This is a genomic window from Flavonifractor sp. An91, assembly GCF_002159225.1.
In the GTDB taxonomy this organism is placed as follows: domain Bacteria; phylum Bacillota; class Clostridia; order Oscillospirales; family Oscillospiraceae; genus Flavonifractor; species Flavonifractor avicola.
On the sequence record NZ_NFHA01000011.1, the window covers coordinates 35,019 to 55,112 of the forward strand.

At 61.2% G+C, this 20,094-nt stretch carries 16 protein-coding genes; 9 read left to right on the forward strand and 7 right to left on the reverse strand.

All coding sequences use genetic code 11. The features are described from left to right. Positions 1–34: 34 nt before the first annotated feature. A complete protein-coding gene (locus tag B5G42_RS08260) occupies positions 35–2,200 on the reverse strand; it encodes a bifunctional metallophosphatase/5'-nucleotidase (RefSeq protein WP_087268942.1) in 2,166 nt (721 codons plus the stop codon). A gap of 233 nt (positions 2,201–2,433) precedes the next feature. On the opposite strand from B5G42_RS08260, the gene B5G42_RS08265 reads away from it, so the two are divergent. Next, positions 2,434–4,032, forward strand: coding sequence for an ABC-F family ATP-binding cassette domain-containing protein (locus B5G42_RS08265; RefSeq protein WP_087268945.1), 1,599 nt, complete (start codon positions 2,434–2,436; stop codon positions 4,030–4,032). Positions 4,033–4,070: 38 nt separating this feature from the next. Here B5G42_RS08265 and B5G42_RS08270 read toward each other — a convergent pair whose 3' ends face one another. Next, on the reverse strand, positions 4,071–5,408 hold the full coding sequence (locus B5G42_RS08270; protein ID WP_087269061.1) for an MATE family efflux transporter: 1,338 nt from the start codon (positions 5,406–5,408) through the stop codon (positions 4,071–4,073). Positions 5,409–5,586: 178 nt separating this feature from the next. Here B5G42_RS08270 and B5G42_RS08275 point away from each other — a divergent pair, with 178 nt between their 5' ends. The 3 genes from B5G42_RS08275 to B5G42_RS08285 all read left to right on the forward strand — a co-directional run bounded on the left by B5G42_RS08275 (position 5,587) and on the right by B5G42_RS08285 (position 8,963). After that, positions 5,587–6,405, forward strand: a complete 819-nt coding sequence (locus B5G42_RS08275) for a hypothetical protein (protein WP_087268948.1) — start codon at positions 5,587–5,589, stop codon at positions 6,403–6,405. After that, complete coding sequence (metG, locus tag B5G42_RS08280) at positions 6,398–8,440, forward strand: methionine--tRNA ligase (RefSeq protein ID WP_087268951.1); 2,043 nt, start codon at positions 6,398–6,400, stop codon at positions 8,438–8,440. Before B5G42_RS08275 ends, metG begins: the two co-directional genes overlap by 8 nt. A gap of 166 nt (positions 8,441–8,606) precedes the next feature. Further along, positions 8,607–8,963 carry a hypothetical protein gene (locus tag B5G42_RS08285; RefSeq protein WP_087268954.1) on the forward strand — a complete coding sequence of 119 codons (357 nt, stop codon included), beginning with the start codon at positions 8,607–8,609 and terminating at the stop codon, positions 8,961–8,963. A 63-nt stretch (positions 8,964–9,026) separates the two neighbouring features. On the opposite strand, the gene B5G42_RS08290 is transcribed toward B5G42_RS08285, so the two are convergent. Then, positions 9,027–10,394, reverse strand: a complete 1,368-nt coding sequence (locus tag B5G42_RS08290) for a citrate/2-methylcitrate synthase (RefSeq protein WP_087268957.1) — start codon at positions 10,392–10,394, stop codon at positions 9,027–9,029. A 139-nt stretch (positions 10,395–10,533) separates the two neighbouring features. Between B5G42_RS08290 and spoIID the strand changes: the two genes are divergently transcribed. After that, the gene (gene spoIID / locus B5G42_RS08295) at positions 10,534–11,541 is read left to right on the forward strand and encodes a stage II sporulation protein D (RefSeq protein WP_087268961.1); all 1,008 of its coding nucleotides are present in this window, start codon (positions 10,534–10,536) and stop codon (positions 11,539–11,541) included. 21 nt (positions 11,542–11,562) lie between these two features. Here spoIID and B5G42_RS08300 read toward each other — a convergent pair whose 3' ends face one another. Together B5G42_RS08300 and B5G42_RS08305 are read right to left on the reverse strand one after the other, a co-directional pair. Then, positions 11,563–13,734: a M56 family metallopeptidase gene (locus B5G42_RS08300; RefSeq protein ID WP_087268964.1), complete on the reverse strand. Its 2,172-nt coding sequence runs from the start codon at positions 13,732–13,734 to the stop codon at positions 11,563–11,565. Beyond that, on the reverse strand, positions 13,731–14,105 hold the full coding sequence (locus tag B5G42_RS08305; RefSeq protein ID WP_087268967.1) for a BlaI/MecI/CopY family transcriptional regulator: 375 nt from the start codon (positions 14,103–14,105) through the stop codon (positions 13,731–13,733). Before B5G42_RS08305 ends, B5G42_RS08300 begins: the two co-directional genes overlap by 4 nt. A 229-nt stretch (positions 14,106–14,334) precedes the next feature. Here B5G42_RS08305 and B5G42_RS08310 point away from each other — a divergent pair, with 229 nt between their 5' ends. Together B5G42_RS08310 and B5G42_RS18125 are read left to right on the forward strand one after the other, a co-directional pair. Next, a complete protein-coding gene (locus tag B5G42_RS08310) occupies positions 14,335–15,729 on the forward strand; it encodes an NAD(P)/FAD-dependent oxidoreductase (RefSeq protein ID WP_087268971.1) in 1,395 nt (464 codons plus the stop codon). 20 nt (positions 15,730–15,749) lie between these two features. Continuing rightward, positions 15,750–15,923 carry a hypothetical protein gene (locus tag B5G42_RS18125; RefSeq protein ID WP_158094696.1) on the forward strand — a complete coding sequence of 58 codons (174 nt, stop codon included), beginning with the start codon at positions 15,750–15,752 and terminating at the stop codon, positions 15,921–15,923. Between the two features lie 52 nt (positions 15,924–15,975). Here B5G42_RS18125 and B5G42_RS08315 read toward each other — a convergent pair whose 3' ends face one another. Together B5G42_RS08315 and B5G42_RS08320 are read right to left on the reverse strand one after the other, a co-directional pair. Then, positions 15,976–16,656: a YczE/YyaS/YitT family protein gene (locus tag B5G42_RS08315; protein WP_087189004.1), complete on the reverse strand. Its 681-nt coding sequence runs from the start codon at positions 16,654–16,656 to the stop codon at positions 15,976–15,978. Between the two features lie 182 nt (positions 16,657–16,838). After that, positions 16,839–18,200, reverse strand: coding sequence for a hemolysin family protein (locus B5G42_RS08320; RefSeq protein ID WP_242961174.1), 1,362 nt, complete (start codon positions 18,198–18,200; stop codon positions 16,839–16,841). A gap of 193 nt (positions 18,201–18,393) precedes the next feature. Between B5G42_RS08320 and B5G42_RS08325 the strand changes: the two genes are divergently transcribed. Beyond that, positions 18,394–19,692, forward strand: a complete 1,299-nt coding sequence (locus B5G42_RS08325; RefSeq protein WP_087268978.1) for a chloride channel protein — start codon at positions 18,394–18,396, stop codon at positions 19,690–19,692. Positions 19,693–19,722: 30 nt separating this feature from the next. Continuing rightward, complete coding sequence (locus B5G42_RS08330) at positions 19,723–20,091, forward strand: VOC family protein (RefSeq protein ID WP_087268981.1); 369 nt, start codon at positions 19,723–19,725, stop codon at positions 20,089–20,091. The last annotated feature ends 3 nt before the right edge of the window (positions 20,092–20,094 follow it).

The following is a 20,094-nucleotide window of genomic DNA, read 5'->3' on the forward strand; positions in this document are numbered from 1 at the left end:
GCGCCAATGGCGCGGCCCTTTGCTGCGGCGGGATTTACTTGGTGGTGATGTTGAGGGTGCCGTCGGTGACGGTGCAGGTGATGCCCAGGGCCTCCAGAGCGGAGGAGGCCACATAGTAGTTGCCGTTGGAGAGGACCGCGCTCATGCTCTGAGCGGCGCCGTCCACCTTTACGGTCAGGGTCTCGGCGGTAAGACCGGCGGGAGCCTGGGTGGGCATAGTCAGAGCGGGATCGGCATAGGTGGCGCCGGTGGTGATCTCCACGCCGGCGTTCCACAGCACATTGAACTGCTTGCCGGTGCCATTGAGAGCGGCGGCCAGGTCACGCAGGCGGTAGTAGGTGTTGCCGGCGGCGTCGGTGGCGGTGGACACCACCTTGGGAGTACCGTCCACCAGCACGGCGGCGTTGGCCTTGGCCTGGGCCACCAGGGCGTCATAGTCGGCCAGGTTGTAGCTCTCGGCGTAGGGGGTGGGCAGCAGGCCGTCGTTGATGTAGCCGATGAGCTCGGCACGGCGGGCATCGTCCTCATTCAGGTCCACGCCCACGATCTTCCAGTTGTTGTCCACCTCGGGGGCCACGGGGGAGTGCTCGGCGAAGTAGGCCACGATCATGTCCCGGATGGAGTTGGAGGACTCCCATTCCTTGGTGCCGGAGATCAGGTTCTGGCCCTTCAGGGCGGAGGAGTAGCGGTAGTTGTTCACCGCCAGGGTGAGGGTCTGGTCGTCCTGGAGAGGCTCGCCCTTGAACATCACGTTCTTGATGCGCTCGCCCTTGGGCTGAGACAGGTCGATCTCATACTCCACACCGGCGAACATATCGTAGAGGTAGTCGGGGTACTCGGGGTCAAAGGAGATATTGATGTCCCCTTCCTTCCACTGGTTGTAGCACTCGGCGGACCACTCCATGTAGGCCTTGAGCTCCGCGCCGGTGACCTTCACCCGGTAGAGGGTGTTGTCGAACTTGTAGATGTCGAAGATATTGCCGTAGTTGATGTCACCGGCGGGCAGGTCGCTGGTGTTCTTGAACAGGGCGGCGGCGGACACGTCGGCGCCGGAGTTCTCCAGCTGGATCTTGTTGATCAGATCCATAACCGCGGTATCCTCCAGCTTGCCCTGGGGCAGGCCGGCGATCTCATTCTCCGGCTGGAACTTGGCGGTGGTGGAGCCCAGCGGGGGGAGAGGCTCGCCGCTCTCGTCGGTGCCGCCGGCAATGAAGTCGATGGTCTTCTGGTGAGCCTCGGCTACCAGAGGAATGGAGCGGATCTCCTGGCTGGGAGTCACGTCGGTCATGTCCACGATCTCCACGGAGGAGGCGGTGACGTTGTTGTCGGCATCCAGAGTCAGGTCAAAGCGGGCGATGTCCCGGCCGCCGTTGCGCACGCCGCCGATGACCACGTCGCCCTGCTTCTCATTGACCACCACATGGTTGTGGGCCACCTGGAGCACGTCGATCTCCGGGTTGTCGTCCAGGATCTTCTGGGCGGAGTCGGAGCCGCCTTCTTCGTCAAACTCAGCGTACATACCCATGTGGGCGGATACCACGATCACGTCGGCCTGGTCGCCGATCTCGTCGATGGCCTTGCCCACGGCCACGTTGGCGGCCTCATAGGTGGCATCCTCGATGCCCTCCTTGCCGCCGTCCCAGATGGGCACGTCGGGGGTAACCACGCCGATGATGGCCACCTTCACGCCGTCCTTCTCCACGATGGTCCAGCCGGCGCCGGTGACGCTCTTGCCGTCGGTGCCGGTGACGTTGGCAGCCAGCACGGGGAAGTCGGCCTGACCCAGGATGGTCTGCATAGTGGGGATGCCCCAGTTGAACTCGTGGTTGCCCAGGGTCATGGCGTCATAGCCCATATAGTTCATGGCGGTGATGACCGGGTGGGGCTCTTCGGGGGTCTTGTTGTAGATATCGTCGGTCATGATGGTGCCCTGGATATCGTCGCCCGCGTCGATGAGGATGGTGTTGGGATTCTCGGCCCGGACCTGCTGGATGTAGGTGTACAGCCGGGCCATGCCGTTGTTGGTGCTCTCGGTGTTGTCCTCATAGGAATAGCCCCAGATATTGCCGTGCATATCCGAGGTACCCAGAATGGTAATGTGCTTCTCGCTGCCGGAGGCAAAGGCCGCGGGCATCAGGGATACCAGCAGCGCCCCGGTGGCCAGCAGAGAGAGCAGCCGGCGGGAACGGTGTTTCTTCATGTGTGATCCTTCCTTCCAACCCAAATTTTACCGAGCGGTTTACTCGGTTTTCGCCACCATAGTAGCACGGTGGGACAGGGAAGTCACCTCTTTTTTCAGCTTTTTTACAGAACATTTTCAGTAAGCAGGTTTTCTGCCTGTTTATGGTTTGTTTTTTTCTTTTTCTATGGTATACTGTACACTTGCGAAGATTTTCCCGGCCTGACGCCGGGCTGAACAAAAAGGAGTACGACATGATCACTGTTTCCGACCTGACCCTGGCATACAGCGGCCAGCCCCTGTTTTCCCATGTGGACCTGCAGTTCACCAAGGGCAACTGCTACGGCATCATCGGCGCCAACGGCGCCGGCAAGTCCACCTTCCTGAAGATCCTCTCCGGCGATCTGGAGCCCACCTCCGGCGAGGTGTCCATCCTGCCCAAGACCCGTATGTCCGTTCTCAAGCAGGATCAGAACGCCTACAATGCCTACACCGTCATGGATACCGTCATCATGGGCAACAAGCGCCTGTATGACATCGGCAAGGAGAAGGACGCCCTCTACGAGAAGGAGGAAATGACCGAGGCCGACGGCATCCGGGCCTGTGAGCTGGAGGAGGAGTTTGCCGAGCTGGGCGGCTGGGAAGCCGAGAGCGACGCCTCCCGCATCCTCCAGGGCTTGGGCGTGGGCACCGAGTTCCACCAGACCTCCATGGAGACCCTGGACGCCCGTCTGAAGGTGAAGGTGCTGCTGGCTCAGGCCCTGTTCGGCAATCCCGACATCCTGCTGCTGGACGAGCCCACCAACAACCTGGACATCAACGCTGTCAACTGGCTGGAGGACTTCCTGCTGGACTTTGAGGGCACCGTCATCGTGGTCAGCCACGACCGCCATTTCCTCAACACCATCTGTACCCACATTGTGGACATCGACTACAACAAGATCAAGCTCTATGTGGGCAACTACGATTTCTGGTACGACGCCTCCCAGCTGATGCAGAACCTGATGAAGAACCAGAACAAGAAGAACGAGGAGAAGGCCCAGGAGCTGAAGGAGTTCATCTCCCGGTTCTCCGCTAACAAGTCCAAGTCCAAGCAGGCCACCGCCCGCCGGAAGCTGCTGGAAAAGATCACCCTGGAGGAGATCCCCGCCTCCTCCCGCCGCTACCCCTGGGTGGCCTTCTCCCCCGACCGGGAGGTGGGCAAGGACATCCTCTTCGTCACCGACGTGTCCAAGACCATCGACGGGGTGAAGGTGCTGGACAAGGTATCCTTCATCGTGGGCCACGGCGACAAGATCGCCTTCGTGGGCGACAACGAGAACGCCCAGACCGCCCTCTTCAAGATCCTCACCGGCGAGATGGAGCCCGATGAGGGCACCGTCAAGTGGGGCCAGACCGCTACCTTCTCCTACTTTCCCAAGGACAACACCGAATTCTTCAAGGACTGCGACGACAACCTGGTGGAGTGGCTGCGTCAGTGGTCCTCCGACCCCCACGAGGCCTACCTCCGGGGCTTCCTGGGCCGGATGCTCTTCTCCGGCGACGAGGTGTATAAGCCCGTCAAGGTCCTCTCCGGCGGTGAAAAGGTGCGCTGTATGCTCTCCCGCATGATGCTGTCCGGCGCCAACGTGCTGCTGCTGGACCAGCCCACCAACCACCTGGATCTGGAGTCCATCGCCGCTCTGAACAACGGCCTGGAGGCCGTCAAGTGCAACGTGCTGGTGGCTTCCCACGACCATCAGCTCATCCAGACCGTGTGTAACCGGGTGTTCGATTTCACCGCCGACGGTCAGCTCATCGACCGCAAGATGACCTACGACGAGTACCTGGAGAGCCAGAAGGCGGACGCATAACAAGCAAAACAGCGGGACGGCTTGCCGTCCCGCTGTTTTTATGGATTTCCGCCCCCTATAGGGCGGCGGAGATAGAAGAGCAGCCCCGCCAGATCGGCCAGTCCCCACCCGATGGGCACCGCCCACCAGATGCCCTTCAAACCGATGGCCGGGATGGGAGCCAGCAGGTAGGCCAGAGCCACCCGGGTGCCCAGGGAGATCACCGTCAGCACCACCGACACCCCGGGCCGACCCAGCCCCCGGAAGAGGCCGTAGAGCAGGAAGAGGATGCCGATGCCGCAGTAGCATAGCCCCTCGATACGCAGATACTCCACCCCGATGGCGATGATCTCAGTCTCCCCCGGCTCCACGAAGAGGGCCATCAGGGGGGCGGCGAAGAGACACACCAGCAGGGAGCTGACCACGCAGAAGAGAATGGACACTACCACGGCGGAGCGGATGCCCCGGCGGATGCGCTCCGGCTGGGAGGCTCCGGTGTTCTGGGCCACGAAGGTGGAGAAGGCGTTGCCGAAGTCCTGGACGGGCAGATAGGCGAAGGCGTCGATCTTGACGGCGGCGGCAAAGGCGGCCATCACGTTGACCCCGAAGGAGTTGACCAGCCCCTGCACCATCAGGATGCCGAAGTTCATCACCGACTGCTGCACGCAGGTGAGCAGGGAGTAGCGGATGATGCGGCCCAGCTCTCCCCGCCGGAAGGTGCAGTGCTCCCGCCCCAGGCGGAGGAGCGCCACCCGCCTCCAGCAGTAGAGCGCAATCCCGGCGGCGGACACCCCCTGAGCCAGCACCGTGGCCCCGGCGGCTCCCGCCACCCCCCAGCCCAGACCCAGTACGAACCACAGGTCCAGAGCAATGTTGAGCAGGGTGGACAGGGCCAGAAAGACCAAGGGGGCGGTGGAGTTACCCACCGACCGCAGCAGGCAGGCGAAGTAATTGTATAAGAAGGTGAAGCAGATCCCCAGCAGCACCACCCGCAGATAGGCGTGGGTGTCGGCCCAGGCCTCCGCCGGGATACGCAGCAGGGTCATCACCGGCTCCAGCAGCAGAAGCACCCCCACATTGAGGATCACCGCCACGGCGCCGATGAAGAGGAAGGAGAGGAAGAGGCAGCGCTTCAGCTCCTCCTCCCGCCGGGCCCCGTGGAGCATGGACCACAGAGCCCCGCTGCCCATACACAGCCCCAGCAGCACCGAGGTGAGGAAGGTCATCAGAGTAAAGGAGAAGCCCACCGAGGCCAGGGCGGAGGGCCCAAGGGCCCGGCCCACGATAAGGGTATCGGCAATGTTGTAGCACTGCTGCAGCAGGTTGCCCGCGATCATGGGCGCGGCAAAGTACAGCATGGGCCGGGTAATGCCGCCCCGGGTCAGATCAATCTGCATGGTCATTCCACATCCCTTTCCAGGGCATGATAGCAGGCCCGGGGAAAAAATACAAGAGTGGCCTTGCCTTTTGAGCCAGGAAACGATAAGATAAGATGTGCAAAAAAACCGTGCGTTTTTAACCATTTCGTGCTATACTACATATTCGAACTTACTTCATCCGGAAAGGATGCTGACCATGCGAAAAGAGATCCTTTTGCCCGCCATTGCGGTGGTGGGCGGCGGGGCCGGCTTCGCCCTGCGGCGCTGGGAGCTGGCTACCGCTTTTGAGGCGGACACCGGCCTGCCCATTGCCGGCGCTCCCGCCACCATGGCCCTCATCGCCCTGTCGGTGGTGGTGGCCGCCGTGCTGCTGATCCTCAGCTTTATGGGGAAGTATCCCCGATTCAGCGGCTATGACCAGGCTTTTTCTGCCAAGGACAATACCCTGTATGCCATGGCGGGGATACTCTCCGGCTTCCTGCTCATCGGGGCGGGCGGTCTGATGGCCTATGACTTTGCCACCGGGGCCAATCCCATCTACACCCGCCTCATCGTGGCGGTGCTGGCGGTGGCCTCCGGCCTGTGCGTCATGTCCACGGTGCGGGACAATTTTAAAGGGGAGAACAAGGGCAAGTACAGCGTGCCCCTGCTCATCCCGGCCTTTGCCTTCTGTGTGTGGCTCATCGCCGCCTACCAGGTGCGGGCGGGGGACCCGGTGCAGCTGGACTATGTGTACGAGCTCTTCGCCATCATCGCCGGCCTGCTGGGGCTCTACTTTATCGCCGGTTTCTCCTTTGACAAGGGTAAGTGCGTCCCCGCGGTATTCTTCTGCCTGATGGGTGTGTATTTCTCCCTGGTCACCCTGGCCGATGAGCACGACTGGGCCACCCTGGTGCTCTATGGCTTTACCATTCTCTATCTGCTGACTTCCAGCGCTTTGCTGCTGTACAATGCCGCCCGGCCTCTGCCAGAGGTGCCGGTCGAGAACGATACGGAGGGATCCTCTGATGTCTGAGAAAAAGAAATTTTATATCACCACCCCCATTTACTACCCCTCGGACAAGCTCCACATCGGCCATGCTTACTGCACTGTGGCCACCGATGCCATGGCCCGGTATAAGCGGCTGTGCGGCTATGATGTGATGTTCCTCACCGGCACCGACGAGCACGGCCAGAAGATCGAGGACAAGGCCAAGGCCGCCGGCGTCTCCCCCAAGGAGTATGTGGACAACATCGTGGAGGGCCCCCAGGGCGTCAAGGACCTGTGGAAGCTGATGAACATCTCCAACGACCGGTTCATCCGCACCACCGACGACTACCATGTGGCCGCCATCCAGAAGATCTTTAAGAAGATGTATGAGAAGGGCGACATCTACAAGGGCAAGTATGTGGGCAAGTACTGCAAGCCCTGCGAGTCCTTCTGGACCGAGAGCCAGCTGGTGGACGGCAAGTGCCCCGACTGCGGCCGTGAGGTCCAGGACGCCGAGGAGGAGGCCTACTTCTTCCGGCTGAGCAAGTACGCCGGCCGGGTCCAGGACCTGCTGGAGAACACCGACTTCCTGGAGCCCCGCAGCCGGGTCAACGAGATGGTGAACAACTTCATCAAGCCCGGCCTGGAGGACCTGTGCGTCTCCCGTACCTCCTTCCAGTGGGGCATTCCCGTGGACTTCGACCCCGGCCATGTGGTGTATGTGTGGATCGACGCCCTCTTCAACTACACCACCGCCCTGGGCTTCATGAACGACAAGTACCACGACTTTGAGAAGTACTGGCCTGCCGACGTCCACTTCATCGGCAAGGAGATCGTCCGCTTCCACTCCATCATCTGGCCCGCCATGCTCATGAGCATGGAGATGCCCCTGCCCAAGAAGGTGTTCGGCCACGGCTGGCTGCTGCTGGACGGCGGCAAGATGAGCAAGTCCAAGGGCAACGTGGTGGACCCCTATCTGCTGGCCCAGCGCTACGGCGTGGATTCCCTGCGCTACTTCCTGCTGCGGGAGTTCCCCTTCGGCACCGACGGCAACTTCTCCAATGAGGCCCTCATCGGCCGCATCAACACCGACCTGGCCAACGACCTGGGCAATCTGGTGAGCCGTACCACCGCCATGGTGGGCAAGTACTTCGGCGCGCACCTGCCTGCCGGCTGCGGTGCCACCGGAGACGAGGCGGATCTGGCCAATCTGGTGGCTCAGTCCATGGGCAATGTGGGCCTGTCCATGCAGTTCCCTGAGGACGATCCCCAGAAGTTCGACGTGGAGCTCATCGCCATGGCCGCCCAGCTGCGCAACACCTATGAGGACAAGATGGAGCAGTATGCCTTCCAGGACGCCCTGATGGAGGTATTCAAGCTCATCGGCCGGGCCAACAAGTATATCGACGAGAACAAGCCCTGGGCTCTGGCCAAGGACGAGACCCAGCAGGACCGTCTGGCCCATGTGCTGTACAATCTGCTGGAGTGCGTGCGCATTTCCGCCGTGCTCCTCACCCCCTTCATGCCCGAGACCTGCGAGAAGATCTTTGCCCAGATCGGCGCCGACGACAGCCGGCGCACCTGGGAGTCCGCCGGTGTGTGGGGCGCGCTGTCCGACCAGGCTCCCGTGAGCAAGGGTGAGAACCTCTTCCCCCGCATCGACGCTGCCAAGGAGCTGGAGGAGCTGGCCGCTCTGGAGGAGGCCGCCAAGGCGGAAGCCGCTGCCAAGGCTGAGCCCGAGTATATTACCATCGACGACTTCGCCAAGGTGAAGTTCGTCACCGCCAAGGTGCTTTCCTGCGAGGCGGTGAAGAAGAGCAAGAAGCTGCTCCGCTTCACCCTGGACTGCGGCGAGGGACAGCCCCGTCAGATTCTCTCCGGCATCCATGAGTATTACGAGCCCGAGGATCTGATCGGCAAGACCGTGGTGGCCTGCGTCAACCTGGCCCCCCGGAAGATGATGGGCCTGGAGTCCAACGGTATGCTCATCTCCGCCGTGAAGGAGGGAGCCGAGGGCCACGAGGAGCTCCACCTGCTCATGCTGGACGACAAGGTGCCCGCCGGCTGCACCCTGGGTTAATTGAAAGAAAAAAAGGAGACGCTGCACAGCAGCGTCTCCTTTTTTATAAACACTATGCAGCCAGCTCATTGTGCCGGTGGGAAGAATTCTTTATACTTTAAGAAACGGTTCAGGTTTTACAGGTCTGTCCAAGCCTGTGCCATTTCGAGAGGAAAGAAGGATCGCTATGAAAAAGGTTGTTTCCCTTGCGCTGGCCCTGGTCATGATGCTGGGCCTGTGTGCCTGCGGCGGCGGTTCCGCCGCGCCGGAAGAGGAGGACCACTCCGACGCCATCCGTCTGGCGGTACAGTCCGAGGCGGCTGTGGAGTGTATGTTCAGCTATGCCAACGTGAAGAACGTTATGGCCTCTGTGACCAATACCGATGACAACGGCGACGGCACCTATGACATCAACGGCTATATTACTGTGATCGACGACTACGGCGACCGCTACAAGGCAAAATTCGATGCCACCGTTTCTGTGGACGAGGACGGCGACGCCGACTGCGACAGCTTCAGCATGGAGACCCCCACCCGGGAGTGATACTTCCAATCCCTTCAAAACAAAGACGTGCTGCTATGCAGCACGTCTTTGTTTTTTGTTCTGTTATCGCTGGTCCAGGGGCACGAAGGGCCGCATGGGAGCCACCGCCTTGTAGGCGGGACGGATGATGCGGTTGCCCGGCTGGTAGACCTCCTCGATGCGGTGGGCGCACCAGCCCACGATACGGGCCACGGCGAACAGGGGGGTGTACAGCTCCTGAGGAATGCCCATCATCTTGTACACCATGCCGGAGAACAGGTCCACGTTGGCGCACACCACCTTGTCCTCCCCCTTGACGGAGAGGAGCACCTCGGGGGTGAGCCGCTCCACCGTCTCGTACAGCTCGAACTCGTCCAGCATCCCCTTGGTCTCAGCCAGCTTCTTGGCGAACTTCTTGAGGATGACGGCACGGGGGTCGGAGATGGTGTAGATGGCGTGGCCCATGCCGTAGATGAGGCCCGACTTGTCACCGGCCTCCTTCCGCAGCAGCTTGCCCAGGAAGGCGCGCACCTCGTCCTCGTCCTTCCAGTCCTTTACCGCGTCCTCGATGTAGCCGAACATCTCCATGACCTTCTTGTTGGCGCCGCCGTGGCGGGGACCCTTCAGGGAGCCTACAGCAGCGGCGATGGAGGAGTAGAAGTCGGTGCCGGAGGAGGAGAGCACCCGGCAGGCGAAGGCGGAGTTGTTGCCGCCGCCGTGCTCGGCGTGGAGCACCAGGCACAGGTCCAGCAGCCGGGCCTCCTGCTCGGTGAACTGGTTGTCGTGGCGGACGGAGTAGAGAAAGTTCTCCGCCACGCTGAGTCCGGCCTGAGGCCGGTGGAGGTAGAGGGACTCGTCGTCATAGTAGTGGCGCTTCACGGCAAAGGCGTGGGCCACAATGACGGGCACCCGGGCGATGAGCTGGATGGCCTGCCGCAGCTGATTGGACAGGGACATATCGTCGGGGTTGTCGTCATAGGAGTACAGGGCCAGCACCGAGCGGGCCAGCTTGTTCATCACGTCGGGACTGGGGGCCTTGATGATCATGTCCTCGGTGAACATATGGGGCAGGGTGTGGTTGTCGGTGAGCATCTGCTGGAAGGCGGTGAGCTGCTCCCGGGTGGGCAGGGTGCCGAACAGCAGCAGATAGGCGGTCTCCTCAAAGCCGAACCGGTTCTCCCGCACGAAGCCGTCCACCAGCTCCTCCACATCGATGCCCCGGTAGATCAGCTTGCCGGGGGCGGGAAAGCGCTCGCCGTCCTGGAGGTAATAGCCCAGCACGTTGCCGATCTGGGTGACGCCCGCCATGACGCCGGTGCCGTCGGCGTTGCGGAGGCCCCGCTTGACCCGATAGCGCTCGTAATCTGCCGGGTCGATCTGGTTATGTTTGCGATATTCCTGACATAGACTCTCTATGAAGTCCATGGATGTTCCCTTCTCGGCGTTTTGCATTTCCAGCCTCTCCTTTGCCCAAATTCTTTTACACGGTATTGTACAACCATTTTGCGGCACAGTCAATATGGAAAGTAAACGAAGTAAAAATTGAAATGGAATGAATCATAACTTGCAAAAAGAGGGGATGGTGTTTCCGATGAGACAGGTGGCGGCGGTTGCCCTGGCCCTGCTGCTGGCCCTATTTCTGCTGCCGCTGCTGCTGGTGCCCCAGGGGGAGGGAGCCCTGCCGGTGGAGAGCGGCAGCCTGCCCATCGACCGCACGGTGGTCACGCCGGAGCCGGCCCTGGACAGCGCCCAGCAGGTAAAGGTAAAGCGGTCTGACGGCACGGTGGAGACTATGGCCCTGGACGACTACCTGTGGGGGGTGGTGGCCGCCGAGATGCCTGCCGCCTTTGAAAGCGAGGCCCTGAAGGCCCAGGCGGTGGCCGCCCGTACTTATACCTATTCCAAAATGGAGCGGGACACCGCCGGTCACCCGGAGGCCGACCTGTGTACCGACGTGAACTGTTGCCAGGCCTACCGCACCCGGGAGGATGCCGCCGCCAGCTGGGGAACCAACGCCCAGATGTACACCGACAAGATCGCCGCCGCCGTGGCGGACACCGACGGGGTGGCGGTACTCTATGAGGGCAGCCCCATTCAGGCCGTCTTTTTCTCCTCCGCCGACGGGCGGACGGTGGACGCGGTGGAGGTGTGGGGCAATTCGGTGCCCTATCTCACCGGAGTGGACAGCCCCGAGGGGGAAGAGGTGCCCAACTACCACTCCAACGTCACCCTGACGGCGGAGGAATTTAAAACCAAGCTGTTGGCCAAGTATCCCGGGGCGGACCTGTCGGGGGACCCGTCCGGCTGGTTTTCCCATACCGTGTCTAACTCCGCCGGGGGCGTGAGCAGCGTGGACGTGGGGGGCGTCACCGTCAGCGGACAGGAGCTGCGTACCCTCTTCTCCCTGCGCTCCACCAGCTTTACCGTGTCCGCCGGGGCGGAGGGAGTGACCTTTTCGGTCACCGGCTACGGCCACGGAGTGGGCATGAGCCAGTACGGGGCCAACGCCCTGGCCCAGGAGGGCAAGAGCTATGAGGAGATTTTAAAGTGGTACTACACCGGCGTGGAGGTGGAACAGTATACGCCTGGACAACCCTGAAAGGGTTGTCCAGGCGTATTTCTATGCCGTCAGTTGTTGGATGTTGGTCTCGTTCAGCTCATACCATACTGCGTCCGCTTTTTGGTCCTGGGCCGAACAGGCGGCCTCATACTCGGTCTGGGAGACGGGCCGGCCATCCACTTCAAAGGCTTTGGGCTCCCAAGCCTCCATCTCACAGCGGATGTGCTTTTCCAGGGTAAGGCCGTCTTCCCCGAAGCGGGCGGAAGCAATGCCGTCCTCCGTGCCGGCGGTATAAGAGTAAGTAAACGTACCGTCGGTTTTCAGATACCAGAAGGTGCGCCAGTGGCTGGGATAGCCCATGATCTCGTTCCCCTCCTGACGTAAAACCACATAGCCCCCCATGTCATTGGCCACGTCGGTGACCTGGAGGACCACCTCCCGGCTTCCGTCGCCGTCCAGGTCCAGAACGGCAAACTCCGTTACAGAGGCATAGGAGCTGTAGGGACTGAAGGCAAGTGGGATGTCAGGGAGAAGGGTGGGAACTTCCTGGCCGGAGCCGTCCACACAGAGGAAGGGAGCCTGTCCCAGCAGGACATCCTGATAGGGACTTTTCCCGCTGTCTGCAAAGCAGACATAGGGAAGGGAGACGCCGGACTCCATCCAGCCCTCCCCAATGGACCAGGCCGCTTCGCCGTTCTCCGGCTCGGACACCTGGTCCAGGGTCACCAAAAAGCCTTCCGTCGACGGATCAAATCGGTATTGGTGCCACTCCGTCCGCCCCGCGCCGCTGGAGCCGCAGTGGCAGAGGATGTTGTCCTCACGCACCACATACAGGCTCCGCTCCCAGCCCTCCACCGCCAGGACGGGCTGGCCGTCCGCCAGGGTGTAGATGGCAAAGACATAGCCCTGGTCCAGATTCCAGATGTCGCCGCCCACCCAGCCCAGCAGCAGCTCCTCCGAGCCGTCTCCGTCCAAGTCCCGGCGGACATAGCCGGTCCGGTCCAGCAGGCTGTCTGTGTCATCCGTCTGCAGCCAGTAGGGACTGGTGAGAATGAGGGGCAGCTCCGGCCAGGCCTCCGGGTCGGCCTGATAACGGTCCGCCGCATCTTCGCGGCCCAGTGACAGGGCCGCCGCATACCGGGCCAGCAGGGAGGCGTAGGGGTCGGTTTCGGCGGCGGGCTCCGGGTCGGCGGCAGGCTCCGGGTTGGCGGCGGGCTGCTCACTCAGATCCACCCTCCCGCAGGCGCAGCAGGCGACTGCCAGCCCCAGCACCAGAGCGAGACAGATTGCGGCCCTGCCCGGCCTGCGATAGCCCTTGATCCCCAGCAGCCGGGCTTTCAGCCGCTTCCCCTCCTGACAGAGGGGGGCGGCCATCCAGGGGGCCGTCCTCTTGGGCCCGGCGGCCAGCAGCAACAGCAGATCCCCATAGGCCATCCGCTGCTCCGGCTCCAGGGCGCGAACCACCGCCTCGTCGCAGGACAGCTCGCAGTCCAGCGCAATGCGCCGCCCCATCCAGTGGACCAGGGGGTTGAACCAGTGGAGGCTGGTTACCAGCACCACCAGCCACTTGTAGCAGATGTCCCACCGCCGGGCATGGGTGAGCTCATGGCGGAGGGCGGCGGCCAGAGCCTGAGGAGGAAGGGACGGCCCGCCCTGGGGCAGGACAATCACCGGCCGAAAGACCCCCAGCAGCATGGGGGCGTCCACCTGGCCGCTTTGGGCCAGCCTCACCCGGCTGCCGTGGCCCAGCCCCTCAAACAGAGCCAGGGCCTCCGCCGTTGGCGGGGCGAGAGAGGCGCGGACCCGGCGGGAAAAGCGGGCATAGGCGGCGATATGCCAGAGGAAGAAGCCTGCCCCAACCGCCAGCCACAGGAAAACCAGCACGCCGGGGAGGGAAATGGCCGGGGCGGAGGGCTGGGCCGTCTCCGGTTGATCCACCGTGACCGGCTCCGACGGCGGAGTAATGGGGGCAGTCTGCGTATTTGTTTGGTCCTGCCGTTCGGGAAGAATGGTTTCCTGCCGGACCATCTCCTGGGTAGGCTGAGGGGGCTGGGGCAGAGTGATGCCGTAGCCGAAGGGGATCAAAAAGCGGAGGAGCACCGCCAGCCAGAGATAATAGGAGACGGCCCTGGGCACTCGGTTTCCCATCACTGGGCGCAGGAGCAGCAGGAGCATACACAGCAGGGAGCCGGACAGGGTGAGGGAGAGCAGGGTAAGCAGTACCTCTTTCATGTGGATTCCTCCTGATGGAACAGGGCGGACAGCTCGGCGATCTCTGCTTGGCTTAGCTGACCGTCGGACAGTAGGGAGGCCACCAACTTTTTGGCGCTGCCGTTGAACACCTGGTCCACCAGGTGGCGGGCGGACCAGCGGCCATATTGAGCCTGGGTGATGACCGCCCGGTACATTCCCCGGCGTTCCAGCTGAACGGCCCCCTTTTCGCACAGACGGCGCAGCAGGGTCTTGACGGTGGAGTCCTCCCAGCCGCACCGGGTGGACAGAATGCGGCGCAGCTCTGACAGCGGCGCCGGCTGGGGCAGGCTCCACAGGGCCTTCATAACCTCCAGCTCGGCATCCTGGATCTTCTCAGCACCAATACACATAGCGGCCTCCTTGAAAGTTTACTGTTGTAGCCTAAATAAAGATTACAATAGTAAACTTTGTTTGTCAAGGGGTTTCCGCAGCGCGGGGAAAAATTTGATGGGCTGCCTAAAAATTTTTCAGCCTGGATGGGTCAACGGCGTTGTCAAAAATAAGACCTTTTGGTATAATATCAAATTGGAAAGGTGGGTTACACCCCTTCCAAATATGACGTAAAGTGAGAGATCGCACATGAACACACGGTATGACGTTGCCATTCTGGGCTGCGGCGAAGCCGGTATTTTCGCCGGGTACGAGCTGATGCACCGCAACCCCGGCCTCAAGGTGGTGGCCCTGGATCAGGGGGCCGATATCTATACCCGCAGCTGCCCCATTGTGGCGGGCAAGGTGAAGGAGTGCGTCCACTGCAAGGTGTGCGGCACCATGTGCGGTTTTGGCGGCGCCGGCGCCTTTTCCGACGGCAAATATAACTTCACCACCGCGTTCGGCGGCTGGCTCACCGACTTCATGCCCAAGGAAGAGGTCATGAGCCTCATCGACTATGTGGACTCCATCAACATGAAGCACGGAGCCACCGACAAAGTGTTCTCCACCGATACCCCGGCGGCCCGTGCCCTGGAGAAGCGGGCCCTGGAGCACGACCTTCATCTGCTCCAGGCCCGGTGTAAGCACCTGGGTACCGAGAACAACCTGAAGATCCTGCAGAGCATCTATGAGGAGTGCCGCAAGGGTGTGGAGTTCCATTTCAACACCGCTGTCACCAAGATCATGGATCTGAAGGGGGAGGGCTACCGCCTCATCACCGAGAAGGGCGACGAGATCGACTGTACCTGGCTCATCGCCGGTCCCGGCCGCTCCGGTGCCGAGTGGTTCTCCAACCAGTGCAAGGACCTGGGCATCCAGCTCATCAACAACCAAGTGGACATCGGCGTGCGGGTGGAGCTGCCCGCCAAGGTGTTTGAGCACATCACCGACGTGGTGTACGAGTCCAAGCTGGTCTACCGCACCAAACAGTACGGCGATCAGGTGCGTACCTTCTGCATGAATCCCTACGGCCATGTGGTGGCCGAGAGCGTGGAGGGCATCAACACCGTCAACGGCCATTCCTATTCCGACCCCGCCCTCCAGAGCGAGAACACCAACTTCGCCCTGCTGGTGTCCAACCGGTTCACCCAGCCCTTCAACGAGCCCTATCGTTACGGCAAGCACATTGCCTCCCTGTCCAATATGTTGGCCGGCGGCGTGCTGGTCCAGCGCTTCGGCGATCTGGTCAGCGGCATCCGCACCAACGAGCACCGGATGAGCAAGTCCTTCGTCCGGCCCACCCTCACCGCTGCTGTCCCTGGCGACCTGTCCTTGGCTCTGCCCAAGCGTCAGCTGGACGATATCATCGAGATGATCTATCAGCTGGATAAGATTGCCCCCGGTACTGCAAACTATGACACCCTGCTCTATGGCGCTGAGGTGAAGTTCTACTCCGCCCGGCTGGCCCTGTCCGGCGAGCTGGAGACTTCTCTGCCCGGCTTCTTCGCCGTGGGCGATGGCGCGGGCGTTACCCGGGGTCTGGCTCAGGCAGGCGCCTCCGGCGTAAAGGCAGCCCAGGTGATTCTGAACCGGCTGAAATAAGCCCGCCCGGAGCCTACACAATGCGAAGCATTGCCGCCGGCGGAATTCATTTCCGCCGTGCGAATGAAATCATTAGGGCTCCCGCGGGGCCTTGGCCCCGTGGGAACGACGGCGCGGGCGTTACCCGCGGCCTGGCCCAGGCAGGCGCCTCCGGCGTGAAGGCAGCCCAGGTGATTCTGGAGCGGCTGAAATAAGCGCAACAAAAAACAGCTGCAAGCCAACGGCTTGCAGCTGTTTTTTGATTTGTTATGCAGCGGAGACACCGGTGTCGGGCAGTTGGGTCTCCTCCGGCTTCTTTACCAGGAAGGCCAGCCGCTTACAGAAGAACCGGGAGATGTAGCCCACCGTCAGGGCGCACACTACGGTGCCCTCCCGCAGGCCGTACACAGCCCCCAAATCCAGCAGGGACAGCAGGGTGGCGGCGGCCACCATGGTCAGGTCGAAGCCGGTCTTGGTCTTGCCAAAGTCCCAGTGGAATTCCTGGCTGCACACCCGGACGAAACCCTCGCAGGGGAGGATGAGTACGTTGGGGATGACCTCCAGGGCCACACCCAGTCCCAGACAGGCGCAGCCCATCAGCAGTATCACCCAGTGGCTGGCGTAGGACTGGGGCACCAGACCGCCCAGCAGCCCCATCCACAGGTCGATGCAGCAGGAGAAGAGGAAAGTAAAGGGAACCTGGAGCAGCTGGATGGGCCGGAACTTTTTACGAAGAATGAGGATCTGGCCGCCCAGCATGACGCAGTTCACCACAAAGGTGAAGGTACCCAGGGAGATGCCGGGGAACACATAGGTGAGTACATAGGCCAGGCTGGATACCGCGGAGGTGCCCATTCCGGCCAGGGTGATTAGGGAAATGCCGAGGGCCGAGCACAGGACCCCGGCCAGAAAGATCAAATAGCGCCGGAGCAGACCGGAATGAGACATCGCATACGCCTCCAAAAAATCATTTTTTAGTACTAAAAATAGTTTAGCACGATGAAAAGGAGGGTTCAAGAGACATCTTTACCAAATAAAAAAGGAAATTTTTTGTGGAATTAACAAGAGGATGGCGCAAAACAGCAACAATAATTCAGGCGTGCCGCCCAAATCAGCGGCACGCCTGAATTTCAGGATTCTTTTTTGTGGCCGGTGTGTTCCTCTTCCTCCTCCGGCGGGGGAGAGAGTTTGGTGACGGTGGCCCACTCCACCCGGCGCTCGGACAGCTCCTCCACCCGGATGTGCAGGCCGTAAATGTCCACCTCGGGGTGACTGCCGTCCTCGGGGATGACGGACAGCTGGGCGTACACCAGCCCGCCCAGAGTCTCCGATTCCTCCTCTTCCGGCATTTCCATGCCCAGGGCCTCGAAGAGCTCCTCCAGCTCGGCGGAACCGGCCACCCGCCAGCGGTCCTCCCCCAGGGGAATGATCTCCAGGTCCTCCTGGGGATCGAATTCGTCGTAGATGTTGCCCACGATCTCCTCCAGCAGGTCCTCCATGGTGACCAGGCCGGCGGTGCCGCCGTACTCGTCCACCACAATGGACAGGTGGACCTTTTTGCTCTGCATATCCCGGAACAGCAGGTCGGTGCGCACCGACTGGGGCACGAAATAGGGGCGGCGGAGCAGCTCCCGCAGAGGCTTGGGCTGGGGCTTGCGGGCGTTGATGAGCCACTCCCGGGTGGAGAGGATACCGATGATGTCGTCGGCGTCCTCCTCGTAGACGGGGAAGCGGGACAGGCCGGATTCCTCAATGGCCTTTTCGATCTTCTCCGGGGTATCCTCCGCCCGCAGCATGACCATGTCGGTGCGGTGGACCATCACGTCGGCGGCGGTCATATTGTTAAACTCGAAAATATTTTCGATCATTTCCTTCTCTTCGGTCTCAATAGCACCCTTCTCCTCACTCAGGTCGATAAGTATACGCAGCCCCTCCTCGGATACCTCCTTATCCTCATCATTGGGATTGATGCGGAAGAGCCACAGGACGGCGTTGGTGGAGATGGTAAGCAGCCAGATCAGCGGGCGCATGACGGTGGCCAGCAGACTGACCACACCGCAGGAAAAACGGGCCACCGCTTCGCTCTTTTTCATGGCCACCCGCTTGGGTACCAGTTCGCCAAAGACCAGAGTAAAGAAGGAGAGGATCACAGTGACCACGATCACAGACAGGGTACGAACCGTGGCCACCACAGGCCCGGTCAGCGCGAACGTGGATACCGCCCACTGGGTAAGGGGTCCGGCCAGATTGTCGGCGGCAAAGGCAGACCCCAGGAAACCGGCCAGGGTGATGCCGATCTGGATGGTGGAGAGAAACCGGGTGGGCATCTCTACGATCCGGAGCAGCTTGGCTGCCTTGCGGTCGCCGCCTTCGGCCTGCTTGCGGATAAGTGCCTCGTTTAATGAGATTACTGCGATCTCAGTGGCAGCAAAGTAGGCGTTGATGGCAATGAGTATGACCTGAAGAAGTAGTTGAGGCCATATGGATGACAAAATAAATTCCTCCTTAAATATATTGATCATGGAACCAGTATAACACACCGCTGAAAAAAATCCATAAGATTGCGGAAAAAAGTTGGTATCCATGTTATAATAATCACGCGTGTCGTACCTGGGGATAGGATAGTTCCTCAGCCCCAGAAAGAGCAAGGCCCCCTGTGCCGGGGACCGATGGAGTGTGAAAGAGATGGAGACAAAGAAGGTACCGGCCTGGCTGGAGCATCCGGCCGCCTTTGTAAAATGGCTGATCTTCGCGGGGATCAGCGGCCTGCTGTGCGGCGGGGTGGCCACCGCCTTTTACTATGCCTTTTCCTCGGTCACAGACCTGCGCCATGCCAATCCCTGGCTGATCTGGCTGCTGCCGGTGGGCGGTCTGGCGATTGTGCTGCTCTACCGGGTGTGCGGCATGGAGGGGGACCGGGGCACCAACTTCGTACTGGCGGCGGTGCGGGAAAACCAGCCCCTCCGGCTGCGTACCGCCCCCCTGGTCTTTGTGTCCACCGTTATCACCCATTTGGTGGGTGGTTCCTCCGGCCGGGAGGGAGCCATCCTCCAGATTGGCGGATCTATCTCCTCCAAAGTAGGCCGGTGGATGCGTCTGGATGACAAGGACAGCCGTATCATCACCATGTGCGGAATGTCGGCGGCTTTTTCCGCCCTCTTCGGCACCCCTCTGACTGCCGCCATGTTTTCTATGGAGGTCACCAGCGTGGGGGTGCTCTATTATGCCGCCATCGTGCCCTGTATTCTCTCCTCCATCATCGGCCTGTGGGTGGCCCAGCATTTCGGTGTGCCTCCCACCGCCTTTACCCTGGAGGGCATCCCCAACCTGAGCGCTGTCACCCTGCTGCAGGTCATCGGTATGGGCATCCTCTTTGCCCTGCTGTCCATTTTCTTCTGCCGGCTGATGCACGCCGCCCCCAGAATCTATGACAAGTTCCTGCCCAACCATCTGGTGCGGGCGGCGGTGGGCGGCACTCTGGTCATCGCCCTGACCTATGTGATCTGGATCTGGGACCCTGGTACTTACGACTACAACGGAGCGGGAGAGGCTATCATCCATGCCGCCATCGGGGGAAACGCCCGGCCGGAGGCGTTCTTCTTCAAGATGCTCTTTACCACCATCACTCTGGGGGCAGGCTTTAAGGGCGGTGAGATTGTGCCGGTATTCTTTACCGGTGCCACCTTCGGCTGCACCGTGGCCCCCTTCCTGGGTCTCCACCCCTCCTTCGGGGCGGGTCTGGGGATGGTGTGCGTGTTCTGCGGCGTCACCAACTGCCCCATCACCTCCCTGCTGCTCTCTCTGGAGCTCTTCGCCGGGGACAGCCTGGGGATGTTTACCGGCCAGAGCCTGTGCCTCTTCGCCGTGTGTCTGGCGGTGTCCTATATGCTGTCCGGCTATTATGGGCTGTACAGCGAGCAAAAAATCGTATATAGTAAACTGCGGCCCGAATTCATCGACAAAAAGGCCAACCAGGACCACTGAGTTTCTGGACCCATACAAAGGAGAAAACATATGCTGCGATTTGATCATTTTAATTTCAATGTTCTGGACCTGAACCGGTCCCTGGACTTTTACCGTGAGGCTCTGGAGCTGGCGCCGGTGACGGAAAAGGATGCCGAGGACGGCTCCTTCAAGCTGGTCTACCTGGGGGACGGGGAGACCGGCTTCCGGCTGGAGCTGACCTGGCTGAGGGACCGGACTGAGCCCTACGACCTGGGGGAGCAGGAGTTCCACCTGGCCTTTGTCACCGACCGCTTTGACGAGCTGCTGGAGCGGCACAAGGCCATGGGCTGCGTGTGCTTTGAAAACCCGGCCATGGGCATCTATTTCATTGAAGATCCCGACGGATACTGGATCGAGATCGTTCCCGGAAAGGAATAAGGA

What these genes read in the sequence shown, in the direction of transcription:
- B5G42_RS08260 (WP_087268942.1), bottom strand. Translation starts at nt 2,200, where the DNA reads ATGAAGAAACACCGTTCCCGCCGGCTGCTCTCTCTGCTGGCCACCGGG.
- B5G42_RS08265 (WP_087268945.1), top strand. Translation starts at nt 2,434, where the DNA reads ATGATCACTGTTTCCGACCTGACCCTGGCATACAGCGGCCAGCCCCTG.
- B5G42_RS08270 (WP_087269061.1), bottom strand. Translation starts at nt 5,408, where the DNA reads ATGCAGATTGATCTGACCCGGGGCGGCATTACCCGGCCCATGCTGTAC.
- B5G42_RS08275 (WP_087268948.1), top strand. Translation starts at nt 5,587, where the DNA reads ATGCGAAAAGAGATCCTTTTGCCCGCCATTGCGGTGGTGGGCGGCGGG.
- metG (WP_087268951.1), top strand. Translation starts at nt 6,398, where the DNA reads ATGTCTGAGAAAAAGAAATTTTATATCACCACCCCCATTTACTACCCC.
- B5G42_RS08285 (WP_087268954.1), top strand. Translation starts at nt 8,607, where the DNA reads ATGAAAAAGGTTGTTTCCCTTGCGCTGGCCCTGGTCATGATGCTGGGC.
- B5G42_RS08290 (WP_087268957.1), bottom strand. Translation starts at nt 10,394, where the DNA reads ATGCAAAACGCCGAGAAGGGAACATCCATGGACTTCATAGAGAGTCTA.
- spoIID (WP_087268961.1), top strand. Translation starts at nt 10,534, where the DNA reads ATGAGACAGGTGGCGGCGGTTGCCCTGGCCCTGCTGCTGGCCCTATTT.
- B5G42_RS08300 (WP_087268964.1), bottom strand. Translation starts at nt 13,734, where the DNA reads ATGAAAGAGGTACTGCTTACCCTGCTCTCCCTCACCCTGTCCGGCTCC.
- B5G42_RS08305 (WP_087268967.1), bottom strand. Translation starts at nt 14,105, where the DNA reads ATGTGTATTGGTGCTGAGAAGATCCAGGATGCCGAGCTGGAGGTTATG.
- B5G42_RS08310 (WP_087268971.1), top strand. Translation starts at nt 14,335, where the DNA reads ATGAACACACGGTATGACGTTGCCATTCTGGGCTGCGGCGAAGCCGGT.
- B5G42_RS18125 (WP_158094696.1), top strand. Translation starts at nt 15,750, where the DNA reads ATGCGAAGCATTGCCGCCGGCGGAATTCATTTCCGCCGTGCGAATGAA.
- B5G42_RS08315 (WP_087189004.1), bottom strand. Translation starts at nt 16,656, where the DNA reads ATGTCTCATTCCGGTCTGCTCCGGCGCTATTTGATCTTTCTGGCCGGG.
- B5G42_RS08325 (WP_087268978.1), top strand. Translation starts at nt 18,394, where the DNA reads ATGGAGACAAAGAAGGTACCGGCCTGGCTGGAGCATCCGGCCGCCTTT.
- B5G42_RS08330 (WP_087268981.1), top strand. Translation starts at nt 19,723, where the DNA reads ATGCTGCGATTTGATCATTTTAATTTCAATGTTCTGGACCTGAACCGG.